Origin of the sequence: Parasedimentitalea marina (assembly GCF_004006175.1) — a bacterium.
Lineage (GTDB): Bacteria > Pseudomonadota > Alphaproteobacteria > Rhodobacterales > Rhodobacteraceae > Parasedimentitalea > Parasedimentitalea marina.
The window spans coordinates 3,931,218-3,957,102 of record NZ_CP033219.1 but is presented as its reverse complement, the minus strand read 5'-3'; the positions used below and the strand labels follow the sequence as shown (position 1 = coordinate 3,957,102).

The 25,885-nt window shown below is 59.1% G+C and carries 23 protein-coding genes; 10 read left to right on the top strand and 13 right to left on the bottom strand.

The genetic code is table 11. The features are described 5' to 3' along the window. Positions 1–125 precede the first annotated feature (125 nt). The 5 genes from EBB79_RS19015 to EBB79_RS18995 form a co-directional block, all read right to left on the bottom strand. Positions 126–641: a DUF3035 domain-containing protein gene (locus EBB79_RS19015; RefSeq protein WP_127750393.1), complete on the bottom strand. Its 516-nt coding sequence runs from the start codon at positions 639–641 to the stop codon at positions 126–128. A gap of 53 nt (positions 642–694) precedes the next feature. Continuing rightward, entirely contained in the window at positions 695–1,174 is a 480-nt protein-coding gene (gene lspA, locus EBB79_RS19010) for a signal peptidase II (protein ID WP_127750392.1), read from the bottom strand. A gap of 19 nt (positions 1,175–1,193) precedes the next feature. Then, complete coding sequence (gene purH / locus EBB79_RS19005; RefSeq protein ID WP_127750391.1) at positions 1,194–2,783, bottom strand: bifunctional phosphoribosylaminoimidazolecarboxamide formyltransferase/IMP cyclohydrolase; 1,590 nt, start codon at positions 2,781–2,783, stop codon at positions 1,194–1,196. A gap of 22 nt (positions 2,784–2,805) precedes the next feature. After that, entirely contained in the window at positions 2,806–4,548 is a 1,743-nt protein-coding gene (locus EBB79_RS19000; protein ID WP_127750390.1) for a heparinase II/III family protein, read from the bottom strand. A 101-nt stretch (positions 4,549–4,649) separates the two neighbouring features. Then, positions 4,650–5,936 carry an RsmB/NOP family class I SAM-dependent RNA methyltransferase gene (locus tag EBB79_RS18995; protein ID WP_127750389.1) on the bottom strand — a complete coding sequence of 429 codons (1,287 nt, stop codon included), beginning with the start codon at positions 5,934–5,936 and terminating at the stop codon, positions 4,650–4,652. Between the two features lie 86 nt (positions 5,937–6,022). Here EBB79_RS18995 and EBB79_RS18990 point away from each other — a divergent pair, with 86 nt between their 5' ends. Continuing rightward, the gene (locus tag EBB79_RS18990) at positions 6,023–6,214 is read left to right on the top strand and encodes a DUF1674 domain-containing protein (RefSeq protein ID WP_127750388.1); all 192 of its coding nucleotides are present in this window, start codon (positions 6,023–6,025) and stop codon (positions 6,212–6,214) included. 76 nt (positions 6,215–6,290) lie between these two features. On the opposite strand, the gene EBB79_RS18985 is transcribed toward EBB79_RS18990, so the two are convergent. Then, the gene (locus EBB79_RS18985) at positions 6,291–8,627 is read right to left on the bottom strand and encodes an aldehyde dehydrogenase family protein (RefSeq protein WP_127750387.1); all 2,337 of its coding nucleotides are present in this window, start codon (positions 8,625–8,627) and stop codon (positions 6,291–6,293) included. A 12-nt stretch (positions 8,628–8,639) separates the two neighbouring features. Further along, positions 8,640–9,629, bottom strand: a complete 990-nt coding sequence (gene deoC, locus EBB79_RS18980) for a deoxyribose-phosphate aldolase (protein ID WP_127751064.1) — start codon at positions 9,627–9,629, stop codon at positions 8,640–8,642. 197 nt (positions 9,630–9,826) lie between these two features. Here deoC and EBB79_RS18975 point away from each other — a divergent pair, with 197 nt between their 5' ends. The 8 genes from EBB79_RS18975 to EBB79_RS18940 all read left to right on the top strand — a co-directional run bounded on the left by EBB79_RS18975 (position 9,827) and on the right by EBB79_RS18940 (position 18,910). Next, entirely contained in the window at positions 9,827–10,792 is a 966-nt protein-coding gene (locus EBB79_RS18975) for a metal ABC transporter solute-binding protein, Zn/Mn family (protein WP_127750386.1), read from the top strand. 2 nt (positions 10,793–10,794) lie between these two features. Beyond that, positions 10,795–11,598 (top strand): metal ABC transporter ATP-binding protein, encoded by an 804-nt coding sequence (locus EBB79_RS18970; RefSeq protein ID WP_127750385.1) that lies wholly within the window; start codon positions 10,795–10,797, stop codon positions 11,596–11,598. Positions 11,599–11,603: 5 nt separating this feature from the next. Then, positions 11,604–12,809 (top strand): metal ABC transporter permease, encoded by a 1,206-nt coding sequence (locus EBB79_RS18965; protein ID WP_127750384.1) that lies wholly within the window; start codon positions 11,604–11,606, stop codon positions 12,807–12,809. Next, entirely contained in the window at positions 12,806–13,735 is a 930-nt protein-coding gene (locus EBB79_RS18960) for a metal ABC transporter permease (RefSeq protein ID WP_127750383.1), read from the top strand. Before EBB79_RS18965 ends, EBB79_RS18960 begins: the two co-directional genes overlap by 4 nt. A 90-nt stretch (positions 13,736–13,825) precedes the next feature. Further along, the gene (gene mutL / locus EBB79_RS18955; RefSeq protein WP_127750382.1) at positions 13,826–15,721 is read left to right on the top strand and encodes a DNA mismatch repair endonuclease MutL; all 1,896 of its coding nucleotides are present in this window, start codon (positions 13,826–13,828) and stop codon (positions 15,719–15,721) included. Positions 15,722–15,751: 30 nt separating this feature from the next. Further along, positions 15,752–17,152: a DNA recombination protein RmuC gene (locus EBB79_RS18950; RefSeq protein ID WP_238704951.1), complete on the top strand. Its 1,401-nt coding sequence runs from the start codon at positions 15,752–15,754 to the stop codon at positions 17,150–17,152. A gap of 69 nt (positions 17,153–17,221) precedes the next feature. Continuing rightward, positions 17,222–18,499, top strand: a complete 1,278-nt coding sequence (locus EBB79_RS18945; RefSeq protein ID WP_127750381.1) for an adenylate/guanylate cyclase domain-containing protein — start codon at positions 17,222–17,224, stop codon at positions 18,497–18,499. Positions 18,500–18,592: 93 nt separating this feature from the next. Then, positions 18,593–18,910: a DUF3775 domain-containing protein gene (locus tag EBB79_RS18940; RefSeq protein ID WP_127750380.1), complete on the top strand. Its 318-nt coding sequence runs from the start codon at positions 18,593–18,595 to the stop codon at positions 18,908–18,910. Between the two features lie 224 nt (positions 18,911–19,134). Here the strand turns inward: EBB79_RS18940 and EBB79_RS18935 are convergent, their stop codons facing one another. From EBB79_RS18935 to EBB79_RS18920, 4 genes are all read right to left on the bottom strand, one after another. After that, a complete protein-coding gene (locus EBB79_RS18935) occupies positions 19,135–20,277 on the bottom strand; it encodes a saccharopine dehydrogenase C-terminal domain-containing protein (protein WP_127750379.1) in 1,143 nt (380 codons plus the stop codon). 72 nt (positions 20,278–20,349) lie between these two features. Next, the gene (locus EBB79_RS18930; protein WP_127750378.1) at positions 20,350–21,402 is read right to left on the bottom strand and encodes a saccharopine dehydrogenase; all 1,053 of its coding nucleotides are present in this window, start codon (positions 21,400–21,402) and stop codon (positions 20,350–20,352) included. Positions 21,403–21,413: 11 nt separating this feature from the next. Beyond that, the gene (locus EBB79_RS18925) at positions 21,414–22,028 is read right to left on the bottom strand and encodes a glutathione S-transferase family protein (RefSeq protein WP_127750377.1); all 615 of its coding nucleotides are present in this window, start codon (positions 22,026–22,028) and stop codon (positions 21,414–21,416) included. A 24-nt stretch (positions 22,029–22,052) separates the two neighbouring features. Next, positions 22,053–22,706 (bottom strand): histidine phosphatase family protein, encoded by a 654-nt coding sequence (locus EBB79_RS18920; RefSeq protein ID WP_127750376.1) that lies wholly within the window; start codon positions 22,704–22,706, stop codon positions 22,053–22,055. A 172-nt stretch (positions 22,707–22,878) separates the two neighbouring features. Between EBB79_RS18920 and EBB79_RS18915 the strand changes: the two genes are divergently transcribed. Continuing rightward, complete coding sequence (locus EBB79_RS18915) at positions 22,879–24,075, top strand: hydantoinase/carbamoylase family amidase (RefSeq protein ID WP_127750375.1); 1,197 nt, start codon at positions 22,879–22,881, stop codon at positions 24,073–24,075. Here EBB79_RS18915 and EBB79_RS18910 read toward each other — a convergent pair. Beyond that, on the bottom strand, positions 24,060–24,287 hold the full coding sequence (locus tag EBB79_RS18910) for a WGR domain-containing protein (RefSeq protein ID WP_127750374.1): 228 nt from the start codon (positions 24,285–24,287) through the stop codon (positions 24,060–24,062). The genes EBB79_RS18915 and EBB79_RS18910 overlap by 16 nt on opposite strands. An 83-nt stretch (positions 24,288–24,370) precedes the next feature. After that, positions 24,371–25,816: an arylsulfatase gene (locus EBB79_RS18905; RefSeq protein ID WP_127750373.1), complete on the bottom strand. Its 1,446-nt coding sequence runs from the start codon at positions 25,814–25,816 to the stop codon at positions 24,371–24,373. Positions 25,817–25,885: the final 69 nt, after the last annotated feature.

Sequence of the window (25,885 nt, the reverse complement as noted above, 5' to 3'; positions counted from 1 at the left end):
GCCGACAGGTAACCCGGATGCGCGTAAAACATGCGTCGGGGTCCACGACGGGCCTGTCTGATACTTCAGAGATCAGCAGGCCGCGGTCAAGACCTGTAGCGGCCAGTCTGTCGAAAACGTGAGCGCTATTCTCCGGGAGGCGCCGACGGCGTGATATATCCGGAATTGCGATATAATTGACTGACTTCAAATGGGTTGAGAGCCTCTTTTTTATAGGCTTCTTCGTAGCGGTCGACCGCAAATAATTTGAACTGCGCGGTACGGTGTTCGCGTTTGCGAAATGCTGCGTCCTCGGCTGCCAAAGTGGCCCGCACGTTGGGGTCGACACCATAACGGCTGGAGGCTGTGACCAGGGCACCGTCACTGGACGGGATGTTTCCGCCTGCATTCAATGATGATGCGTTGCCGCCAAGGGCCACAATGGCCTCGGCTTGTGGGTTTTGGTCGGTCAGGTTGGTGCCGCCCGGCGTCGGAGTGGGCAGGGATGTGTAGTTTTCAGGCGGTGTCAGCGGGTCGGCTGGCATCACCAGAAATTCGTCTGGTCCGGTGCTGGGCTGCTGCAATTCGCGCAGGCCTTTTGAACCGCAGCCCGCGACCGCGACCGCTGTGGTCAGAACAATTACTCCCAGTGGGATCCGCATGGCCCCGTACTCCTGCCTGTTTGACGCGCTTTTACAGCATTTTAACACCAAGGTCACGCGGCCTTTTTATCCCGGTTCTCAAAGAAGATCAGGCCAGCGGCGCCCGCAAAAATAAAGATATCGGCAACGTTGAACGAAAACGGATTGCGAATGCCGCAACAGGACATGTTGAGAAAGTCCAGAACGTAGCCGTACAGCAATCGGTCAACCACATTGCCCAAGGCTCCGCCGATGACCAGACCTGCAGAAAGCTGCATCCAGCGCGAGGGGTGCCAGCCCCGAATCCAAATCGCAACGGCGACACAGATGACCAATGACACGCCGATCAGGATCCAGCGCATGATGTCAGATCCATCGCCGAACAGGCCAAAATTAATTCCAGTATTTTCACCATAGCGAAAGTTGAGCAGGGGTGGAAATACGTCGATGCTGCGGACCCGCCATAGCTGCATCCAGTGAACAACCAGATACTTGCTGGCCTGATCCAGAACCAGAGACGCCAAAGCGGCCCAAAACATCCAACGCATTCCCATACCCCTGCGCAATCCTATTTTAGTGGCGGAAGTGGCGCATGCTGGTAAAGACCATGGCCAGGCCAGCCTCATCCGCAGCGGCGATCACTTCGTTGTCGCGCATCGAGCCACCGGGCTGGATGACGCAGCTGGCCCCGGCTGCTGCGGCTTCCAGCAGACCGTCAGCGAATGGGAAAAACGCATCCGATGCCACTGCCGATCCCTTGGCAGGGCTGACGTCCAACTCTAGCACGTCGGCCATCCGCTGCGCCTTGGAGGCGGCAACATTGGCACTGTCCAACCGGCTCATCTGACCCGCGCCAACACCGACGGTTGCGCTGCCTTTGACATAGACGATGGCATTGGATTTGACGTGCTTGGCGACCTTCCATGCAAACAGCAGATCCTGCATCTGTTCGTCGGTCGGGGCCACTTTGGTGACAACTTTCAGGTCGTCCATGGCGACAGAGCCGACGTCTTTATCCTGAACCAGCAGACCACCGGACACCTGTTTGTAAGCCACAATAGGCGCACGAGGATTCGGCAGGCTATCGGTCAGCAACAGGCGCAGGTTTTTCTTGGCGGCAAAGATCGCCTTGGCCGCGTCCGATGCACCCGGAGCAATCACCACCTCGGTAAAGATCTCGACGATCTGAGTGGCGGTCTCTGCATCCAGCGGTTGGTTCAGCGCTACAATACCGCCAAAGGCTGAGGTGCGATCGCAGTCAAACGCCTTTTGGTAGGCTTCGGACAGGGTAGCGCCACGGGCCACACCGCAAGGGTTGGCGTGTTTGACGATGGCAACGGCTGCTGTTTCAGCCGGGTCGAACTCGGCGACCAGCTCATAGGCGGCGTCGGTGTCATTGATGTTGTTATACGACAGCTCTTTGCCCTGCAGCTGCGTTGCAGTGGCAACACCCGGACGGTTTGATCCGTCAGTGTAAAAGGCGGCTGTCTGGTGGCTGTTTTCACCATACCGCAGGGTCTGCTTCAGTTCACCTGCAAAGGCACGGCGCTTGGGGGCAGCCAATTCCAGTGCATTGGCCATCCAGTTGGACACGGCGGAATCATAGGCGGCAGTGCGGGCATAGGCCTTTTGCGACAGCTCTTTGCGGAACCGAGAGCTGGTCGCGCCGTCGTTCTGGTCCAGCTCACCCAGCAGGTTTGCATAGTCTTCGACATCCACAACCACGTTGACAAAGCCGTGGTTCTTGGCAGCGGCGCGGATCATGGCCGGACCACCGATGTCGATGTTTTCGATGCAGGTGTCATAATCTGCACCCTTGGCCACGGTCGCCTCGAACGGGTAAAGATTCACCACCAGCAGGTCGATTTCGACAATGCCGTGCTCTTTCATCGCCGCAATATGCGCGTCGTTGTCGCGCAGGGCCAGCAGCCCGCCGTGAACACCGGGGTGCAGGGTTTTGACGCGACCATCCATCATCTCGGGAAAGCCGGTAACGTCGGACACGTCTTTGACCGTCAGACCCGCGTCGCGCAGTGCCTTGGCAGAGCCACCGGTTGAAAGCAGCTCGACACCGCGCTCGGACAGAGCTTGGCCCAGCTCGATCAGGCCGGTCTTGTCGGATACGGAAAGCAGCGCACGGCGTACGGGATGAAGATCAGTCATAACAGGGCAGTCCTTTGCAGACTCAGTCAAAGATATCGGGGTCATCCCGAGTAAGGTCGCGCACGGCAATCGCAGTCTCTTGGGCTTTGCTTAGCGTCCACCGCACGCGGGTCGCATACTCCATTGCCCGCCCAGAGAGAATGATCTGTTTTGTCGCGCGTGGTTTCAGGCGGTTCTTTTCCAGGTAAACGCTTGGTTCCAGCTTTAGCTCGCAGCCTCCATCGTGGCGGAAAACCCAGATTTCACCGCTTCTAAGCGCCATGGATACTGCTGTGCCGCCTAAGTCAAGGGCTGCGTCCACCTCGGGGTGCAAATGCAACCGGATGTCAAAACCGACCCCCCCGAGTGATAAAGCGTCCATCGCCCTGTCGAATCTTCGCTTAGAGGTATCTTCCAGAGCCAATAACATGTCTTCTCCCGATAGGGTCCGACCGTCAAACGATAGCTCCAGGGTGCGCGCATGGGTGAGGCCGAAATGGCGGTCAAACCCGTTGTGCCCGCCCTGAAAGCGAAAGCCTTTTGCGATTTCGCTCATCTCGACCGGTACGGCATCTGGCGGTTCTGTCAGGGCTTCATGACCGTTGCCTTTTTGCGGCGGCTTCAGGCGGGCACTGGAATGGCCCTCGATACAAAGCGTGGAATGGGACGGTGTCGCGCGTCCTGCGCGGCGCCACTCAACGCCAAAGGCCTCGCCGGATCCGCAGTTGACGATAAAGGGTCGTCGCCCGGATGTCAGCTCAAAGGCCAGGGTCGAGGCATGGCCGTTGTTCGACGCCGCGCCAAGTGGCGGCGCACTGGCGTCCACAATGACAGAACTGCGCCCAGCCGAGAGGCGGGCATAGCCCATCGCCAATCCGTCGGCGTGGCTGCCAGCCATATGGCTGGCAGCCAGGGCGTGATCCAACCAGCCCTCCAGCCCACGTCCACCACCGTGAAACCGGGCCAACCCGCCATCACTGTGACGCAGGGTGCGCAGTGACGGGGCGATGCGTTCGATGGCTGCGGTATGGGCGTGCGGTACGGTGCGACCCGCTTCGTGCAGGGCCGCTGCCGCCCAGGTCAGCAAGGTGAATACTTCCAGCAATTCTTCTGGGTTACGGGTTGGCAGGCCACCCAGATCGTCGATCTGTTGTTCGCATTCCAGAGCTAGGGCCTTGATCGCCGGATCCGCCAACTCTTCGCGACCTTCCAGTGCCAGTCCGGCGTAGATCAACCCAGTGAGAGCCTCAAACCGGGGTAATCCGGGCGAGGCCCCGTGCCAGCGGTGCGATAAATACCAGGTTTGTTGCGACAGCGAACGGTAAAAGGCCTCGCTGGCCTCTTTGTCCTGGCCGCGCAGCAGAAACAGCGCGTGGTTGATCCAGCGGATGACACGGCGGCCCGTCAGGTCCGGAGACCAGCCAACGCCGCGGCCCTTTCCATGCGCCTTAATCCAGCCCCAGAGCCATTTTTGTGCTTTTTCGCGCGCAGGCAAATCGCCAACCGAGGCAAGATCATCCAGCCAGGCAAAGCCGTTTCGTTCGGCATCAAAGGCCACGTCGGGGGCCTCGACCTCCCATAATCCGGTGGTCGGCGATTCAACCAGATAGCCGGCAAACAGCAGATTGCCAGCCACCAGCTGCCGCCCACGGGCAAAGCTGCCGATGGTGCGCGGTTCAGGTTGCGAGACAAATCCCGTTGCCGCCGCCTGTCTGCGCGCTAAGCGGGCATACAGACGGTTCATGAAGCGGGTGCTTCGGCTCGCCGATCTATCGTGTCTGGACATGCTCTCTGCCTCATACGCTCTGCTGGCGTTTTGCGGCAGCATAACGCGGGCAGTGGCGCAAGTCACCGGTGAATACGAGGCAGATGAAACTCAGACGAGACTTAGGCGGATTTGCGCAAGCAAGCCATATAGAATCCGTCCATGCCACCGCGATCCGCCCAGTAATCGGGCCGCAGCCGCAACCCGCCTTCCTCGGTGATCCAGGTGGGGTCGATGCCGGGTCGGTCCAGCGCGCTGCGATCCACTGTCATGTCAGGGAACATGTCCAGCGCCTCTTCAATCTGGCATTCACCCTCGTCTGGCAGCAGCGAGCAGGTGCAAAACAGCAATCTCCCACCGGGTTTCACCAGGGTCCAGGCATGGGCCAGCATCTGCGCCTGCAACTCGATCAAAGGGCCGAATTCACTGCCGTCCTTGGCGTAGGGCAGATCCGGGTGACGGCGAATGGTGCCGGTGGCCGAGCAGGGTGCGTCCAGCAGGACAGCATCGTATTGGCCTTGCTGTTCCAGCGCGTCGCCAACAATCAATGAGGCGACAAGGCCGGTACGGTTCAGGTTTTCCTGTACCCGTGCCATCCGTCCCTTAGAAATATCAACTGCCGTGACCTTTGCCCCCGCAGCAGCCATTTGCATGGTTTTACCGCCGGGAGCTGCGCAGAGGTCTAGCACAGATTCGCCGGGTTGCACGTTCAGCAGTTGCGCAGGCAGCGCCGCCGCTGCGTCCTGAACCCACCATGTGCCGTCATCATATCCGGGCAGCGCCGAGACCTGCCCTGCGGATGCCAGTCTGATCGAACCGGTTGGCAGGGCTTCGCCATCTAAGTGGATCAAATCGGACATGTCGACGCCGGGTTTGGCACTAATATCCAGCGGCGCGCCGTTGAAATGGGCGTGGTCCATCGCGGCCATTGCCTCGTTGCCCCAAGCCTCGGCCAGTGGGCTGCGCAGCCATTTGGGCAGCCGAGGCACCCGCAGTTCCGCCCATCCTGCGGGACCTTCGTCCGCCATCTTGCGCAAAACGGCGTTAACCAGACCTTTTAGTTTGCTGTGGCGTTTGTGTTTGGAGACGATGTCGACCATGGAATTCACCACCCCATGGGCCGCGGCGCCCTGGCACAGCTCAACCGTGCCCAACCGCAGCGCATTATGCACCATCAGCGGGGTCTTTTTACGCAGGTGCTTTTTCAGCAACCGGTCGGCGCGTTCCAGCCCACGCAGGGTTTGTGTCGCCAGCCGTTGTGCCCTTGCCCTGTCTTCGGGTGGGAGTTTGTCCAATGCCCCTGAGGCGAGCACTTCGGGCAGCAAGCGTCCTTCGCCCAGCACCTGATCCAGCAAGTAGATTGCGCTACGGCGCGCCTGAGTTGCCGATTGGGTGGCGGGTTTGGACATTTTCAGCTCCTAAAGCAGGTGGGCCATGCGGGTTGTTCCCACGGGACAGGGGCGTATATCATGGGTTCAGCATAAAGGAACCCGCGATGAGTGATCAAACTGTACCTGAAACGCCTGACCTGCCACCAGCGGCCATCCGCGCCCTGAGTGAGGCGGCGGCGCGGCGCAAAGCTGCAGAGAATGATGCACCGCCGCCGAATGAGCTGGGTGGACGGGATGGGTTGGACCCGGTGCGTTATGGTGACTGGGAGAAAAAAGGCATCGCCATCGACTTTTAAGGGCCAGCCGTGGGGGCCAGCCCCCACACCCCCGGGATATTTTTGGCCAGATGAAGAAGATCCCCCTTGCGAGTATCTACTCGCCGTAGGGGACCCAGATGTTTTTGACTTCGGTGGCGGCCTGAAGGAACCGTTTGGAATGGTCTTGGGACCAGTCCAAAGATTGGCCGTTGTTGATCCAGGTGCGTTTCAGATTGCCTGCTGAGGCGGCCTCTATGGTCGTGGAGACGTTGCTGGAGGAAAAGCTCCACATTGCGTCCACGTTCAGATGCGCGGCCAGCGGTTTGGCCACTTCGGTGTGATTGCCGGTCAGGATGTTGACCACACCTGCAGGCAGGTCCGACGTGTCCAGCACTTGGTAGAAATCAGTGGCGGCCAGGGGGAAGGGATGCGAGGCGGCAAGGATCACCCGGTTGCCCATGGCAATGGCGGGCGCCATCACAGAGACGAGTCCGAGCAGTGGCGAGTCGTCTGCACATAATGCGCCAATTATCCCGGTGGGTTCCTTCATTGCCAGTGCAACGCCGCGCATAGGGACGTTGTGCACCTGACCATCGTATTTATCGGCCCAGGCGGCGGCAGTGAATAGGCGCTGGATCGAGGTCTCGACTTCAGCTTTGCCACCTTTCCCGCCAGTCATGGCATCAATGCGTTGCGCGAATTCAGTCGCGCGAGCCGAGAGGTTTTCGCCGATGTAATAGAGAATTTGGGCCCGCAGATGACCCGTGGTTTTGGCCCAGGATTTAGCGCCGGCTGCAGCCTCGACTGCGTTGCGGACATCCTTGCGGTTGGCGATGCCAACATGACCCAGCAAGGCGCCGGATTTGCCGTAGATGGCTTGGGAGTAACCGCTGTCAGGGCGGGCCTGTTTGCCGCCGACATACATTTTGGCCGTGCGGTCCAGTGGGTCTGCGGGGGCGCCATCGCCCTTGAACGGATTGACCAGAGCCAGCGGTTTGGTCTTGCCCTTGGGTTTGGTATAGGCGCCGAGCCCTTCCCAGCCGCCTTCACGACCAAAGCCGCTTTCGCGCACGCCGCCGAAACCCGCAGCGGCGTCGAACATATTGGTACCATTGATCCAGACCACGCCAGCCACCAGTTTTGGTGCGATATCCAGCGCCAGATTGATGTTTTCGCTCCAGAGTGTGGCGGCGAGGCCGTAGCGGGTGTTATTGGCGATCTCGACCGCTTCGCCCGGGGTGCGGAAAGTAGAGGAAACCAGCACCGGGCCAAAAATCTCTTCCTGCATCAGGGTGTTAGAGGTGGTTAGCCCTTCGATCAGGGTTGGTGGATAGAAGCAGCCGCCTTCGGGCATTTGGATCTGCGGTTGATACATATCGCCTGCGGTATTGGCGGCAACCAATGCGCTGATTGTGTCCAGCTGCACCGGGTCGACAATGGCGCCCACGTCAATGCACTTGTCCAGCGGGTTGCCGATGCGCAGTTTGTCCATCCGGGCGCGCAGTTTGGCGTGGAAGGCTTCGGCGATGCCTTCTTGGACCAGAAGGCGCGAACCGGCGCAGCAAACCTGGCCTTGGTTGAACCAGATCGCATCCACTAATCCTTCGATCGCCGAGTCTATATCGGCGTCGTCGAAGACGATGTAAGGGGACTTGCCGCCCAGCTCGAGTGTGAGCCCTTTACCAGACCCGGCAGTGGCCTCGCGGATGCGGCGCCCTACTGAGGTGGAACCGGTAAAGGCGATCTTGTCGACTTCGGCGGCGACGATCATCTCGCCTACGGCGCCGTCACCGGTGACAATGTTGATCACGCCCTTGGGCAGACCTGCCTGCTGGCAGATATCGGCAAACAGCAGCGCAGTCAGCGACGTGTATTCGGCTGGTTTCAAAACCACGGTATTGCCCATCGCCAAAGCGGGCGCGATTTTCCACGACAGCATCAGCAGCGGGAAGTTCCATGGGATGATTTGACCGCAAACGCCCAGTGCCTGAACATCGGGCAATTCAGTGTCCATCAGTTGCGCCATGCCAGCGTGATAATAGAAATGCCGTTGCGCCAGCGGGATATCGATGTCGCGTGCCTCGCGGATAGGCTTGCCGTTATCCAGGCTTTCCAGCACCGCAAACAGGCGCGAGTGCTTTTGCAGCAAGCGGGCCAGCGCATAGAGGTATTTTGCGCGACCCGGACCGCCCAGCGCTTCCCATTTTGGCTGAGCCTTGCGGGCTGCGGTGACGGCAGTATCAACATCGGCCTGGCTGGCCTGTGATAATGTCGCCAGTACTTCGCCAGTGGCCGGATTGCGGCTGTCGAACCCGTCAGCGGGCGCGGTAAAGGCGCCATCAATGAAGTGACCAAAGCGGTCGCCTTGATCAACTAGCCAAGCGAGCGCATCGGCTGCACTTTCTGGGGCTGGGCCATAGTCCATGGTCTCAAAAATCTCTTTGATTGTCATTGTTCTGATCCCTTAGCCCATCGCGTGGCGGTAGCCGGCCGAGTAGGCGCCGGTGACGTGGTGTTCCAGCTGGCGTTCGATATCGCCCAGCAGCGAGCTGGCACCAAAGCGGAACAGGTCTGGCATCAACCAGCGATCCCCCAGCTCCTCTTTGATCAGCGACAGGTAGACCAGCGAATCCTTGGCCTTGGAAATGCCGCCAGCCGGTTTGTAGCCGACCCGATAGCCAGTACGATCGTAATAGTCGCGGATAGCGCGGATCATCACCAATGACACGGGCAGGGTTGCGTTGACGCTTTCCTTGCCGGTCGAGGTCTTGATGAAGTCAGCCCCGGCCATCATGCAGATCAGCGAGGCCCGGGCGACATTGCGCAGGGTGCCCAGCTCGCCCGTGGCGAGGATGGCCTTGACGTGAGCATCGCCACAGGCCGCGCGAAAGGCTTTCATTTCGTCATAGAGCGCTTGCCAGTTCTGGGTCAGAACATGGCGACGGGAGATGACGATGTCGATCTCTTTGGCACCTGCTTTGACACTTTCCTCAATCTCGGCCAGCCGCAGGTGAAACGGCGACAGGCCAGCGGGAAACCCGGTTGAGACGGCGGCGACAGGAATGTCAGACCCCTGCAGGGCCTGCACCGCAGGGGCGATCATGTCGTGATAGACGCAGACCGCACCGGTGGTGATGCCATCAACGCCAAGCGCGTCGAGCAATTCTGTCCGCACGGGTTGGCGTGCCTTGGAGCACAGACGCCGCACCCGGCCCGCAGTGTCGTCGCCGGACAGGGTGGTCAGATCGATCAGGGTGATCGCCTTTAGCAACCAAGCGGCCTGATAATCCTTTTTGACGCTGCGTCGACCGGGCAGGCTGGCGGCGCGGCGCTCAATAGCCGAAGTATTGGCCTGCACGTTAGCGACCCAGTCCAGATCCAGTGCCATGCCGGGATTGCGCGGTTCGGTCACCTGCGGCAACTGCGCGGTTCGTTCTGCTGTTTGGCTGTCCATCATGCGTCCTCGAAAGCTTAGAGGTGACGGTGGCATGACTGCGACCTCTTACGCAAGCAACTGGGGCGCATTCCGCACAGAAAATTTGACTATTTGGACAAAAATAAGCTCTTTTTTGCGAATAAGTCGCATTTGCGTTGACTTAGTTGCGAATGGTTCTCATATTCAGCCAAAATGATGTCAAAAAGGACTCCTCCATGTGGATTCGCCAGATTGCCCTGATGGGGCTAATAATTGTGATGTCTCTGCCAATAATGGCATCGCAAACCCGTGCCGAAGCGCCGCTGAAGATTGTCGCCACCACAGGAATGATTGCGGATGCTGCACGCCAGATCGGTGGCGATTTGGTAGAGGTACGTGGATTGATGGGGCCGGGGGTTGACCCACATGCCTATCGTCAAACCCGGTCAGACATCGTTGCGATGACACGCGCCGATCTGGTTTTGTGGCACGGTCTGTACCTAGAGGCGCAGATGGGTGACTTCTTTCACGATCTCGAGCGCAAGCGTCAGGTGGTTGCAGTGGCCGAAGGGCTGCCTAAGGATCTGCTGCGCGGCCATGATACCTATGCCGACAAATATGACCCACACGTCTGGATGACGCCGGTGTTGTGGAAGCTGGTTGTTGTCGAAGTGCAAAAGGCACTGACCGATGCGCGCCCAGAGGCGGCTGACATCTTTGCGGCCAATGCCGAAACGCATCTCGCGGATTTGGATCAGTTGGTTGCATATGGCGCAAACGTGCTGGCGACCGTACCGGATCGCAACAAGGTTCTGGTTACAGCCCATGACGCCTTTGGCTATTTTGGTCAGTCCTATGGGTTCGAGGTTCTGGGTATCCAGGGTATTTCAACCCAGTCCGAAGCGGGCCTGAACCGGATCGGAGAGCTGGTGAACATGTTGGTTGAGCGTCAGATTGATGCGGTCTTTGTCGAAAGTTCGGTCTCGGACCGCTCGATGCGGGCCCTGATCGAAGGCGCGGCGGCGCAGGGCCACGAGGTCCGGGTCGGTGGCGAGTTGTTCTCGGATGCCATGGGCGCCGATGGCACCTATGAAGGCACCTACATCGGAATGCTGGACCACAATATTACGACCATCGGTGGGGCGCTGGGCGCACAGGTGCCGGAGCGTGGTATGGCTGGAAAACTGTCGGCAGGGTCCTGAGGATGTTAGATTTGGCAAGCAGCAACGGACAGGTTCAACAAGACCATGGGCTAGATGACAGCCCGCTGGCGATCCGCGGTTTAACTGTGTCTTATGGGCAAAAGCCCGCCGTTTTCTCGGTCGATATGACTGTTGAGCCGGGCAAGATGACGGCGATTATCGGTCCTAACGGGGCCGGCAAATCCACCATGCTCAAGGCCGCGCTGGGTATTGTACCGCCGGTATCTGGACAGATTCAGGTGTTTGGTAAACCACTGGATGCGCAGCGTGCGCGCATTGCTTATGTGCCGCAACGGGCCAGTGTAGACTGGGATTTCCCGACGCGGGTGATCGATGTGGTGCTAATGGGTCTCTACCGTGAGCTGGGCCTGCTGGGTCGTTTGCGTGGCCATCACAAGGCGGCGGCGATGGACTGTCTGGAACGGGTTGGTATGGGCGACTTTGCCACCCGTCAGATTGGCCAGCTGTCCGGCGGCCAGCAACAACGCGTATTCTTGGCGCGGGCCCTTGCTCAAGGCGCTGACCTGTATCTGCTGGACGAACCCTTTGCCGGGGTAGATGCAGCAACCGAGAAGGCCATTATCAGTGTTCTAAAAGCCCTGCGTGAAGCGGGTAAAACCGTTGTCGTGGTGCATCACGATTTGGCCACTGTGACGGATTATTTCGACAATGTGTTCCTGATCAACACCAACAAAGTGGCAGAGGGCACAGTGGCCGAAGCCTTTACCGCCGAAACCCTGCAAGCCGCCTATGGCGGACGCCTGGCGACGGCGCAGGTGGATCAGCTTGCACTGGCACTGGGATAACCAACATGTTGATTGATGCTCTGCTGTTGCAGCTTGGCTATAACGCCACGCTGGTGGCAATTGGTGCGACCTTACTGGGGGTGTCCGCAGGGGTCACCGGGACCTTTCTGTTTCTGCGCAAGCGGGCGCTGGTCAGTGATGCCATCTCGCATGCCACCCTGCCGGGGGTCTGTTTGGCCTTCATCCTTATGGCCAGCTTCGGCGGTGATGGCCGTAACCTGGTGGGGCTGCTGCTTGGCTCGGCTGTTTCAGCCAGTGCCGGGCTGTGGTGCCTGAACTGGCTGACCCGCAACACCCGTCTGGCCGAGGACGCGGCGATTGGCTCGGTTTTGTCGGTGTTCTTTGGTTTTGGCATTGTGTTGCTGACGGTAATCCAGACGCTGGGTGTCGGCCGGCAGGCCGGGCTCGAAGGGTTCCTGTTGGGGTCAACCGCCGGGATGCTCTGGGCCGATGCGATGGTGATCGCGGTTGGCGGCGCGGTGACGCTGCTGCTGATCCTGCTGATCCGACGGCCAATGACGCTGGTGGCCTTTGATCCCGAATATGCCGCCGCCCGTGGGTTGCCAGTCAGCAAGATTGACATGGCGATGATGGGGCTGGTGATGGCTGTCACCGTGGTGGGCCTGAAAATCGTTGGGTTGATCCTGATCGTGGCCTTGCTGATCATCCCCGCTGTGACGGCGCGGTTCTGGACCGAACGTTCTGATTACGTCGTGCTATTGGCCGGACTGGCAGGTGGTTTGTCGGCCTATATCGGCGCAGCGATGTCGGCTTCGGCCCCAAACCTGCCCACGGGACCGATCATCGTATTGATGAGCTTTGCCTTGTTCCTGTTCTCACTGCTGTTCGCCCCCAATAGGGGCGTGCTGGCGGCGGTATTACGTCACTTTAGATTTCAGCGCCGGGTGCACCTGCGTCAGGGCCTGCTGGCGCTGGCACAGGGGCAACCGATTTATGAAAAGCTGACCCTGCGCCTGCTGCGCAATGGTGGTCTGGTGCGCGCCGATGGCGTCGCCACCGACAAAGGCAAGGCTCGCGCGGCCAAGGCGCTGCGGGATGAACGGCGCTGGGCGGTGGTGCGCAGCGATCAGGCACACGAGGCCGCAGCGGCCTTGTATGACGGGTTGCGTCAGATCGAATCTGTGTTGACCCAAGATCAAATTACCGAAATTGATCGCCATATTGGCGGCCCCAAGGAGGTTCTGGCATGAGCGGTGAAGAGTTCGTCCCCCTGTCGCTGACCCCGCTACTGATTGGTATCTTTGCTGCTGTGGCCTGCGCTCTGCCGGGGAATTTCCTGTTGCTGCGCAAACAGGCACTGATCGGCGATGCCATCAGCCATGTGGTGCTGCCGGGCATCGTGGTGGCGTTCCTGCTGACCGGCGCTATTTCTGCCGCGCCAATGATGCTGGGTGCCGCTGGCGCAGCGGTCGTTGCGGTGGTGCTGATCGAGGCGATCCGCCGTCTGGGTCGGATCGAACCCGGCGCTGCAATGGGGGTGGTGTTTACCACCATGTTTGCTGGCGGCGTGCTGCTGCTGGAACAAACCGATACATCGTCAGTGCATCTGGATGTGGAACACGCGCTGTATGGTAATCTGGAAAGTCTGATCTGGCTGGACGCCACCGGCTGGTCCTCGCTTTTGGATCCGCAGGCGCTGGCCCATCTGCCGGTTGAACTGCCGCGCATGGCGCTGACATTGCTGGCGGTGGTGCTGTTTATTGCGGTATTCTGGCGGGTGCTGAAGATCTCGACTTTTGACGAAGGCTTTGCCCGCACATTGGGGATACGCACCAACCTGCTGGGGTTGGCACTGGTGATCACCGCAGCAGTGGCGGCGGTGGCGGCCTTTGATGCGGTGGGATCGATCATTGTGATTGCCATGTTCATCTGCCCCCCCGCCGCTGCGCGCATGATGTCAAACCACCTGGAGGGCCAGGTTGCCTGGAGCGTTGGCTTTGCGGTGCTCTCCGCTGTATTCGGTTATGTGCTGGCAGGCTACGGCCCTCTGTGGCTGGGCGCGCAGGACGCGGTCAGCGCGGCGGGTATGATAGCCACCGTTTCAGGATTGATACTGGCGGTTTCAGCCCGGTTCGGTCCCTGCCGGAACCGCAGCGGCGCACCGGTCGGCGTTTAACAAACGAATAGGCTCCTGAGTGCATAACCTGTACTCAGGAGCCTCTCTAAATGGCTGGTAGAATCTCGCGGCTCTGCTAAATTTAGCGGTATGGATACGCCAGACCCCCAGATCAGCGACAGCGCTCGCCCAGTCATCCGTCAGTTGGATGATGCCGCCATCAACCGGATTGCAGCCGGTGAGGTGGTGGAACGACCTGCCTCGGCGGTTAAGGAACTGGTTGAAAACGCTATCGACGCAGGCGCCACCCGTATTGGCATCGAAATAGCCGACGGCGGAAAAACCCTGATCCGTATTACTGATGACGGTTGCGGCATGTCGCCCGAGGATCTGCCGCTGGCCCTGTCGCGCCATGCGACCTCAAAAATCGATGGTTCGGACCTGCTGAACATCCACACCTTTGGCTTTCGTGGCGAGGCCCTGCCCAGTTTGGGAGCGGTAGGACGGCTGAGTATTACCAGCCGTGCCGAGGGCCATGATGCGGCGATGATCAAGGTGGCGGGCGGCAAGATGGAGCCTGTGCGCCCTGCCGCATTGCGATCTGGCACCGTGGTGGAGCTGTCCGATCTGTTTTATGCCACGCCCGCGCGGTTGAAATTCATGCGTACCGACCGGGCAGAATCGCAGGCGATTTCGGATGTGGTGAAGCGGCTGGCGATGGCGGAACCCTCGATCGGGTTCACCCTGCGCGATGTCTCGGGCGGCGGACAGGGGCGGGTGACGTTCCGCGCTGACCCGCTGAGTGGCGATCTGTTTGATGCATTACACGGTCGGCTGGCCTCGGTTCTGGGGCGCGAGTTCGCCGAAAACGCGCTGAAAATCGACGCCACCCGCGACGGCATCCGGCTGTATGGTTATGCGGCGCTGCCAACCTATTCTCGTGGCGCGGCAGTGGCGCAGTTCCTGTTCGTCAACACCCGGCCAGTGAAGGATAAGATGCTGCAGGGCGCGCTGCGTGGCGCTTATTTTGATTTCCTGAGCCGCGACCGTCACCCGGCGGCGGCGCTGTTCATCGATTGCGACCCGGAACTGGTGGACGTCAACGTCCACCCGGCCAAATCCGAGGTGCGGTTTCGTGATCCCGGCATTGCCCGCGGGCTGATCGTGTCCGCCCTGCGCCATGCATTGGCCGAGGCGGGTCATAGGGCGTCAACCACCGTCGGCGGTGCAACCTTAGGCGCGATGATGCCGGAACCCGTTGCCACACCGGGTATGGCGCCACGGATCTATCAGATGGACCGCCCGTCAATGGGTGCTCGCGGGGCGTCCTATGCCGCTCAACGTCCCGCTGAGATGCCGCCCAGTATGGGCTTTGCGGAATTATCCGAGAGTTACAGTGGCCAGCTGATCGATGCCCCGGGGCCCATGTCACCTGCGGGTGAGGACAGCGTGCCCGGGGCCGAGCATCTGCCGCTGGGTGCGGCACGCGGGCAGGTGCATGAAAACTATATCGTCGCGCAAACCGCTGACGGTATGGTAATCGTCGATCAGCATGCCGCGCATGAGCGGCTGGTCTACGAAAAGCTGAAACACCAGATGGCCGAAAACGGTGTGGCCGCGCAGGCCCTGCTGATCCCCGAGATTGTCGAGCTGAGCGATAACGACAGCGCCAAGCTGTTGGAGGTGGCGGATGAATTGGCTAAGTTTGGGCTGGGGATTGAACCCTTTGGCGGTGGCGCTGTTGCGGTACGCGAAACGCCGGCCATTCTGGGTGAGGTCAACGCCGAGGCGATGATCAAGGATATTCTGGACGAGCTGGACGATCAGGGCAGCAGCCAGTTGGTGCAGGCCAAGGTCGAGGCAATCCTGAGCCGGGTAGCCTGTCATGGCTCGATCCGGTCCGGGCGCCGGATGCGCGGTGAAGAGATGAACGCCCTGTTGCGCGAGATGGAGGCGACGCCGCATTCCGGCCAGTGCAATCATGGCCGTCCTACCTATGTTGAATTGAAACTGGCCGATATTGAACGGCTGTTTGGGCGCACATAAGCGTTCAAGCCCATTACAGGGAGCACATCTGTGCAAGTAGATCCGAACCTGTGGCCCGTCGCCGCACTGGTGTTTGCCGTGGCAGCCGCATTGTTTGCAGTTCTTTGGCGTGTGGCGGGCAGACAGGCCGCTGTGGTCGAAGACCTGCGGAGCGAGAATATAGAGCTGCGCCAGGCCTGTGCCTCGATGCAGAGCGAAGTCGCCCGGGTGCCGGAGTTGAGTGGAGAGCTTGCTGCACTGCGACAGTTGCGCGATGGCGAGGTGGCGGCGCGGCATCAGGCCGAGGCCGAAGTGCGGGCGCTGAAAAGTGAACATGATGTGCGCCTTGAAGAGCTGGACAAGATGAACCAGAAGCTGAAGCACGAGTTTTCAACAATGGCATCCGGCGTTCTCAAACAAAATTCCGAAAACTTCCTGTCGCTGGTCAGCGAGCGGTTCAAAACCCATTCCCAAACGGCCGATGCAGATCTGGCAAAACGCCATGCTGCAATCGAAGGCTTGGTAAAGCCGTTGGACGAAAAGCTGGGTCAGTTTGGCGAACGCATAAAAGAGATTGAGCAGGCCCGGACCGAGGCCTACGGCGCCATCCGCGAGCAGGTGAAAGCCCTGACCGACGGGCAGGCGGCACTGGGTGGCGAGACCCGTAAGCTAGTGCAGGCGTTGCGAGCGCCCAAGACACGCGGCCGTTGGGGCGAAATGCAATTGCGGCAAGTGTTCGACATGGCAGGCATGGCCGAACATGTGGATTATGATCTGGAAAAGAGCCTCGGGACTGATGACGGTTTGCGTCGCCCCGATGCGATTGTGCGCATTCCCGGTGGCAAAAGCATCGTGGTGGATGCCAAAACTCCGCTGGATGGATATCTGGATGCACTGGAGGCTGAAACGCCTGAGCAACAGCAAGAGCATTTGTCGCGTCATGCCCGCCATGTGCGAACCCATGTGAAACAGCTTTCCTCTAAGGCCTATCAAACGGCACTGGGTGAAACGCCGGATTTTGTGGTGATGTTCATCCCCGGTGAGACCTTTGTGTCGGCAGCGGCTGAAGTGGACCCCGGGCTGATCGAATATGCGTTTGAGAACAAAGTTTTGATCGCCACGCCGACCACGTTGATGGCGCTGGTGAAATCCATTGCCTATGGCTGGCAGCAGGAAAAGATGGCCACGAATGCACTAGAAGTGCAGGACACAGCCAAGGAGTTGTACAAACGTCTGGTGACGTTTTCCAGCAATCTGGCCTCGGTTGGTCGGGCACTGTCCTCGTCTGTCAGCAGCTACAACAAGGCGGTGGGATCCCTGGAGGCGCGGGTGCTGCCTTCGGCCCGTAAGTTTGAGGCCATGGGAGTGGTTGCGAGTGGATCGGAATTGGCGTCTCCGGCGCAGGTAGAAAGCGATGCGCGGCAAGTGACGGATCTGACTGGGGACGAGTAATTTTTTGAATTATTGAAGAACCATTCCTAAGTACCGCAAAATCATTGTGTCACTGAGGCCTTATAGAACATGAGTATACTTGCACCAGATAACGCACTGCTGAAGAAAGCAGAAGTCGAAGCAGAGCAGGTTGTATCGCTGTTACGGGTTGCGGTCTCCCTTGGCCTCTTGGGAATGTTCTACCTTGCCGTTGCAGGTAGCGAGATTGAGCCGGAACACTATCTGCGGCGTCAGTGGGTTTTCGCGGTGATGACCATGGTCTCGTATCTTCTGGTCGGGCTGGGCGCCTTTTGGATGGCGCGGACAGGGCGTATTCGCAGCTGGATGGTCTGGCTGCTGGTTACGGTGGACTGTTTGTTCATGCTGGCAAACACCTGGGTCAGTTTGTTGAACTCCGGCTTGCCCGGAGAGCTGACGTTTATCCTGCCACCGACATGGCTGGTGCCGGTCATTCTGGGCTTCACTGTGCTGCGGTTTAATCCTTATTTGCAGGCCTATTGCGTTACGTTTATCGCAGTCGGTCTGGCGGCGCTGTCACTGTGGCAACCTGAGGAGGTGACGCCCTTTATTGTAGAGCGGGCGCAGAACCTGCTATCTGGCCCGCCCAATATCGTCCGTATCACCATGATTGCCCTGGGCGGTATTGTGCTGGTTGTTGCAGCCTGGAGAACACGGCGCCTGGTGCATCAATCGATTTCTGAAGCGCAGCAAAAGGCCAATTTGAACCGTTATCTGCCGGTTCAACTGACGGCGCGGCTGGCGAACACCGGGTTGGATGAACTGCGCCGGGGCAGTCGCCAGAACATGGCGGTTTTGTTCATTGATATACGCGGCTTTACCCGCTGGTCTCAGGGTCGTGATCCGCAGCAGGTTGGCGATTTCATTACCGATTTTCGCAGTCGGGTGCAGGGATCTGCGGACGCTTGCGGTGGAATGATCGATAAATTTATGGGCGATGCCGCCATGATTTTGTTTGAGGGCGACACTGCGGCTGTCAGGGCCGTTGACTGTGCTTCGGGGTTGGCGAAGAGCATGGTGGAGTGGTCTGATACCAGGCAGGCTGCAAAGGAAGATGCGGTCGCGGTTGGAATTGGCTTGCATTGGGGCGAGGTGTTTTCGGGAGTGGTTGGTGATCCGCAGCGGCTGGAATACACGGTGTTTGGCGACACGGTGAATATCGCGGCCCGTCTGGAGCAGCTGACCAAGCAGGAGCAGCAAGGTATCATTGTCTCGGCAGCGGTACTGGAGGCCGCATCGGTGGCGCCCGCGTCGCAAGGTTGGAGCCCGCTGCCGGCCGCCGAGCTACGCGGGCGCAGCGGCGGCATCGAAATCTTTGGTCGTCGTTAAGGCGGCGGCGTCTGAGTTGTTTCAGATCAAGGATTACTTTGCGTGTTGGGCTATCTGTTAGGGTGAGACGAAGGAGATGGAAGGAGCCAAGTTATGTTGAACATTTCTACCCGAAAAATAGCGCAGGTGGCGATGATGGCACGCGAGTTGCATCGGGCAGAGGGAGAGCTGCGTGCCTTTATCGATCGGCTGAACGAAGATGAACAAGCCGAGCTGGTGGCGGTCATGTGGATCGGTCGGGAGAGCTTTTTTGCTGAAGATCTTGCAGAGGCAATTATGACGGTAAAACGGGATGCCTCGACCCCCTGTGCTGACTATTTGTTGGGGACACCACATCTGTCGGATCATTTGGAGAATGGGCTGGATGCCTTGGGCATTTCCGCACAAGAAGCAGAAGATGATTTAATGTAGTCATCGCCGTCTTGGAAATGCTCTGGGAGAGCATTTCAGGCGAGGACGGGCGGAGCCCATAGTGGGTGAGCCGGGTACTACGGTATCGTGCCAGGCGTTTCCGGCCGCAAATCATTATTGCGGGTCTTGAGGGGCCAGCCCCTCAAACTCCCCGGGATATTTTCAGCCAGATGAACTAGGGATCTTTGGACAGGGGCCAGCGATCGGCCGGCCCCCGATGGGTGTCAGGCCAATTGATCGGTTAGTTCCAGGTGCTGTGCCAGCTTGCCGATTTCCGACATCCAACCGGCAACCAGTTTGGCATCACTGGGAGCGGCGTGCACACCGGCAGCGATCTGGCCGTTCATCGTAGCCTCGATGGCCAGCGAAACCGGGATCGAAACCAGGCGGGCCATGGCGGTGCCGTTGTCGTCGCCCCAGGCATCCATGACATAAGATTTGTGCCAGACCTTGGTTCCGTCTTTTTCAGCCTTCAGATCAACGCAGAGAACCACGCGATCGGGTTCGCCTTCGTCATAGGCGTGGTCTTGCCAGAACTGGTCGGACATGTCCTTGAGCCGGGCGTCGCCTTCGGGGCCGGACAGGGTTTCGACCTCTTTGAACACACCATCCCAAGCCGCTGTCCAGCCGTTCAGGCGCAGGGTGCCGCGGACGAATTCTTTGACCGACCAGTCAGTGCCAAACTCATACTGTTCCATAAAGGGCAGCGAGTCGCGGTTGGGGTAGACCTCGAAGGTTTCCGGGGTTGGCAGCGGCGCGGTGTAGCTGGAGATGGCATCCCAGGGGCGGGCAACATCCAGCGGCGCGTGGTCGCGGATCGAACGGGATGGCGAGCGCAGGGCCTTGAGTACGCCCAAAGGGGACCAGCTGAACTTGTAACGGAAGTCATTGGCGATCTTGGGGACGCCACCGCAATAAGAGATGAAGCTGATGTCGTTGCCGGCATCATAGGCGGCGGATGCCTTGTACTCGTCCACCAGAGCATGGGCCATCAGGTGGTCGATGCCGGGATCAAGTCCGACCTCGTTGACCAAAGCAACCCCGGCGGCGCGGGCCTTATCGTTCAGAGCACGCATTTCAGGTGCAATGTAGGAGGACGACACGAAATGCGCGCCCTTGGCGATGGCCAGTTCAGCCAATGGCACGTGCCAATCGCCGGGCAGCATCGAGACGATGACGTCCTTGGCGGTGACCTGCGCGGTCAGGCTGTCGATGTCAAAGGCCTGGATGTTTTTGGTCAGGTCACCGACGGCCTCTTGGGCCTTGTCGATCGTGCGGTTCCACACCGCAACGTCATGTCCCGCCTGCAGCAGGCGACGCAGACCGGGAATGGCCGAAAGGCCGGTGCCGCACCAGTGAATGGTCATGAGTGTCTCTCCCTCATATGGGTTTTTCGAGTGGTGCAGAGGTGGTGCGAATACCCACCTCTGCACATGTGATTAGTCTTTGGTGTGGTCGCGGAACGTGGCCGCAGCCCGTCCCCAGACACCAGTTTCAAGATCGACCAGTGTTAGCAGCGATGGCAGCAACTGAGCACTATAGTCCTGCGAGCTTTCGACCGGCAGCATTGACGGCAGGTTGTCGATTGCCATCACGTCAAGCACCGGGTCTGTGGCAACGCGCAGGGCCGGGGCCTCCCAGGTGGTGGCGCGGTCATAGACGGGCACCGGGTTGTAATCGCTGTCCGGGTCACAGGCGACATCGCCGATGGCGCTGAGCTGACGGGGGGCATCCAGCGCGTCGCGGGGCACAAACACCGGGGTGCCGGGACGGGCAAAGATACAGTTGAGGAACAGATCATGGGCCAGGATCTCGGGGAAGGGGCCGCCATTGGCGGTCTCAGCCATGTCCCATTTGGTCACGGTGACACCCATTGCCTCGCAGAGATCAGCGGCACCGGTGCCGACCCGGCCCATGGCACCGATAACCATGGCAGTGGGGCGGTCTGTGCCAGTGGCGTCCAGCTCGGCGCCGAGCTCTGCCAGCAGGGTGTCTTTGCTGGGGTAAACGCCAACCGGACCACAGCTGCCGCCGACTTTCTGGGCGGCCCAGGTTTTCAACGTCACCGCAGCACCGGCATAGCCGGCCCAATAGCCAAAGGCGGCCACCCGACGGCCGTTTTCCTCAACCAGATACTCGAGATCATACAGGGTGCCACCGCCAGCCTTGAAACGATCCAGCAGCGCCTTGCCTGAATGCTGCCCTTTATAGGCGTGACCAAACATGATGTGGCGGTGCGGCAGTGGGGTGCCGTCCTCGGGCAGTTCCTTGAGACCAAAGATGATGGCATCGGATGGCGCCTGCGGCCAGCTGTTTTCGGGCGCGATGTCGCAGCCTGCATCGATATAGCCCTGCAGTGGGATCGCCCGAACCGAGCTTTGCTCGATTGTGACTTTAAGGCCCGCCTGCATCAGCGCCTGGGCGCCCTCAGGGGTAAGCCCGACGCGGTCTTCGTTAAGGCGTTGTTCGGCCCGAACCCAGAGATGTGTCATAGTATTGTCCTTTACAGCAGACCGTCAGCATAGAGCGTACGCACCGAGTCGCGTTGTTCCATGGTGGTCATGAATGTTTTGATTTTTGGAAAGTCATCGAGCGTCACCCCGTCGCCTGTCAACCAGGTGCAGATCGTATAGAGATAACAATCAGCGATGCTGATCTGTTCGCCCAGTATAAAGGGTCCGCGCAATCCGTTCGACGAAATGTAGTGACAGCAGTCACTCATGGTTTGAGGCACCTTCGCCTTCATGTCCTTGTAGGAAGATGGCGAACTGGCCCAGCGGCTGCCGCGCATCTTATGGGCGTGGGCCACATGCATCGTCGAGGCCAGATAGAACATCACCTCGCGCATGCGCGCCAGCATCAAGGGATCACTGGGACGCAGATTGGCGTCGGGGGCGATGTCTGCGATATATTCAAGCAGGGCCCCGGTTTCGGTCAGGATGCCGCCGTCAACAACCAGCGCAGGCACCCGGCCTTTGGGATTGATTTGGCCGTAACCAGCCCCGGCTTGTTCCTTGGCTGCAAAGTCGATTTTGATGGTCTCATACTCCAGCCCGGCCTCTTGCAGGGCAATAGCGACGGCGATTGAGATGGTACCGGGGGCGCAATAGAGCTGCATGTCGAATCCTTGTGGGTGCTGGAATTACAGATGAGTTTGGGCGTAGTGGCGGTCGGGCATGTCCAGATGTGGCACGGCATTGAACAGCACCGGGCATAGATGGCCACCGATCGGGTGCAACCGGTGCATCGAACTGTTCATGATGGCCAGAGCCATACGCGCCGTCGCCTTGGTATCAAGATCCAATGCCTGACGCATTGCAATAGAAATCAACCCGCCTGAGGTCACCACCAGTGCCGGGCCCTCACCTTCGGCAATCTCAGACAGAGCAGCGCTGACGCGGCTGTTAAAGTCGCCCCAGCTTTCGGGTGGATTGTCAATTTCATCTGCTGCCCAGGCCGCAAAAACAGTCGGTAGATGATGCACAAAGCCTTCGCGTTCGGTTGGAATGTCCAACCCGTGTTGCTTCTCCATCTGTTGCGCGAGCGAGAAATACTCCATCTCGTTCAGCCGGGGGTCGCGGATTATGTTGTCGGCGACGCCCATGCCCTGCGCCGTCTCATAGTGCCGGATCAGGGTGCCGCAATAGACCCGCGGATGGTGGGCACCGCTGTCGCGCAGGTGATCGCCCAACCAGGCAGCCTGTTGGTGACCCAGCGGGCTAAGCTTGTCATAGCTTTCTTCGTCCCGGGCGCCAGTATTGGCCTGGCCGTGGCGGACTAATGTGATGTGAGACATGCAGCAGTTCCTATATCTGACGGCAAAGTCTTAGGCGAGGATTGCGGCAGTGGAAAGAGAGGCTTTCACTTGTTAAGCAAGTTTCGATTGTAGCAACAGACTGGCCCGGTGTTGCCAGCGGCAAATTGCTGTGGAACAACCTGAACATCAGATCCAAAAGGCAGGACCAAAAATGAATGTGAATGCTGAGAGATTTTTGGCCGACTTGCATAAGTTACGCAGCTTTGGAGCCTCGGGTGTCGGCAAGGGCGTGGTGCGCCGCGCCTATAGTGATGCCGATATCGCTGCGCGGCAGTGGTTGGCCTCGCGTATGACAGAGGCCGGACTGGAGGTGCATTATGATCCGGTCGGAAACCTGTTTGGCCTTGGCGGTGACCGCTCTTTGCTGGTCGGCTCGCACAGTGACACCCAGCCTGAGGGCGGTTGGTTGGACGGGGCGCTGGGGGTGATTGCCGGGCTGGAAATCGCCCGCGCCGCCAAGGAAGCGGGTGGATCACCGGTCTCAGTGGTCAGCTTTCAGGACGAGGAGGGCCGCTTTGGTGTGACCACCGGATCGGATGTCTGGTCGGGCAATCTCTCGCTGGTGCAGGCAGATGCTCTTACTGATGACAGCGGTGTCTCCATGCGGGACGCACGAGAGCGGATGGCAGATCTGGTCAGCGACTTTCTGCCCCATGAGCGCTTTAGCGGCTTTCTTGAAATGCATATCGAACAAGGTCCGTCACTGGATCAAAGCGACGACCGGATTGGCGTGGTCAGCGATATCGTTGGTATTCGCGACATGCGGATCAGCTTTGTCGGTCGTCAAAACCATGCTGGCACCACTCCAATGCATCTGCGTCAGGACGCGTTTCAGTGTTTGTCCGCGTTCAACAGCGCACTGAACGCGCGCCTGGCTGATGTGGTGACACCATCGACTGTTTGGACCATTGGTCATGTATCTGTGCACCCCAATGCCTCATCTGTTGTGCCGGGGCGGGTGACATTTTCGATGCAATGGCGTGACCGGGACGTCGAGCGCTTACGCCGAATGGGCGAAATCATTCACGATCTGGCGACAGAAACAGCTGCCGAGCGTGGGCTGGAAGCTGTTCTTGAACCAGTGATGGGGATTGAGCCGGTGCCGATGGATGCTGACCTGCAGGCCAGGTTGGCGGCCTCTGCCGAAGCGACGGCCCCCGGTCAGTGGCGGAGCATGCCGTCCGGGGCATTGCATGATGCGTCAAACATGGCGGCAGTGATGCCGGTGGCGATGCTGTTTGTGCCCTCGATCGGTGGCATCAGCCATGCCTTTGATGAAGACACAGACGAGGCAGATCTGGTGCTTGGATTGCAGGTCCTCGCCGGGGCGGTTCAGGCTCTGGCGTAACCGCGCTTTAACGCCCGGTTGCGGTACCGGTCTGCTGCAACCGAGGCATCACGCAGGTTGGTGAAGATGTTGATGGCACTTTGTCCATTGCACCCGGCCACGCCCCATTCGCGAAGCACAGAGACCTCGGAGAACAGGTTCATGGCCAGTTCGACACGATAGTATCGCGGAACGCGGGCGGGGATTTGGCGATAGAGCAGACAGGTGGCCATAGCCGAATCGTAGCGCGTGGGAATCACGACGGCAAGAGGTGAGACCCTGCTGGATCCATTGTCTGCTTTGTCTCCTTTGATATTTACTCGTAACCAGAGAAATCTTGACCGGGCTGAATGTTTGGAAAATCTGCCATGCTCTGGGTTAGGTCGGTTAGAATCTTGGTCACCGGGGTCATCACCCAAGCATGGGAAAATCCTTCGTTACCCCAAAGTTCAAACTGTTCCGCGGGGTCTTCTTTGACGTTATAGACCTGTGGAAAAGTAAGCCTTTTGATTTCCGAAAAAGTTGCCTCGGCAACAAGGAAATGCACTTTCAAGTCCCGCCATTTCACTGCGAACACATCATCACCGACAAATGTGACAATATGCTGGCGATTAGAGGTTTCCTGATTGCCAAGCAAAAAGGCACTCTGGTCGATCCCATCAATCGGTCGGTCTGTTGGTATGCGGTCAGATGCGCCCACCAAAGTGGCCAGCGTTGGATAAATATCCAGCACGGAAATGATTTCATTGGTCACAACACCGGGTTGAATTTCACCAGGCCACCGGATCATGCCGGGGGTCCGCAATCCACCCTCGTAGCCGGTGCTCAATGCGCCGCGCCAAGGGCCAGTTGACCCGCCAACTTCGCCAGTTGCATAGCCCAGCCCCTGCGGCAACGTGCCCGGCCCGTTGTCGCCAGTCAGGATGACAATGGTATTTTCGGCGGCATTGGCTGTTTCAAGCGTTTCAAGAATGCGACCAATGTTGTGGTCCACCTCGTATTTGATGTCCGAATAATACCCCGCCCCTGAGACCCCGTCGAACTCTGGATGAACCACCCAGGGTGGGTGAAATTGGGTGAAGCCGACATATAGAAAAAAGGGGTCTTCCGCGTCGGCATTGCGTTGAATGTAATCGACGGCGCGGTCGGTTATTTTCCGGTCGAATGTTGTTTTCCCGGCGATGTCATACAGTTCGGTTTCATAGGACGGCGCGCCTTTTTTGCCTTGCCAAAAATGTGGCGTGGCGGCGACGGCGGGGTCGAACTCAGCCGTCGACGTGTAAGCAGCAGCGTTTGATCCTTCGTTGATCCCCCACCACTCGTCATAGCCCTGATCGCTGGGATGGCGACCAACTTGCGACCCGATGTGCCATTTGCCGAACAGGGCCGTCTTGTACCCCGCATCCGAAAGCAGCTCTGCGATGGTGTATTCCCAAGGCGCAAGCCCGTCAGGCTCGCCCGGCGCCGCAACTTTCTGCGTCCCAGAGCGGATTGGCAAACGGCCGGTGTGAATGGCGGAGCGGGTTGGCGTGCATTGGTTTTCGATGTTGAAGTTTAAAAACCGCATACCTTGTGCTGCCAGCGCGTCTATTTCCGGCGTCGGAACAATGCTTCCCTGCAGCCCGATGTCACCCCAACCCCAGTTATCGACCAGCAAATAAATGATATTTGGCTGACTGACCTGCGCAACGGACGGGGCTGCAGCCATGAGCGGCAAAGTCGTGATTGCTGCTGTTATTATTTGGCGACTTAGTCTTGTCATGGGGAAATCCCTTGTTCAAAAGTCTCTGCTACAATCTCAATTCTATCATGATATTAGGTCGATGCAGGA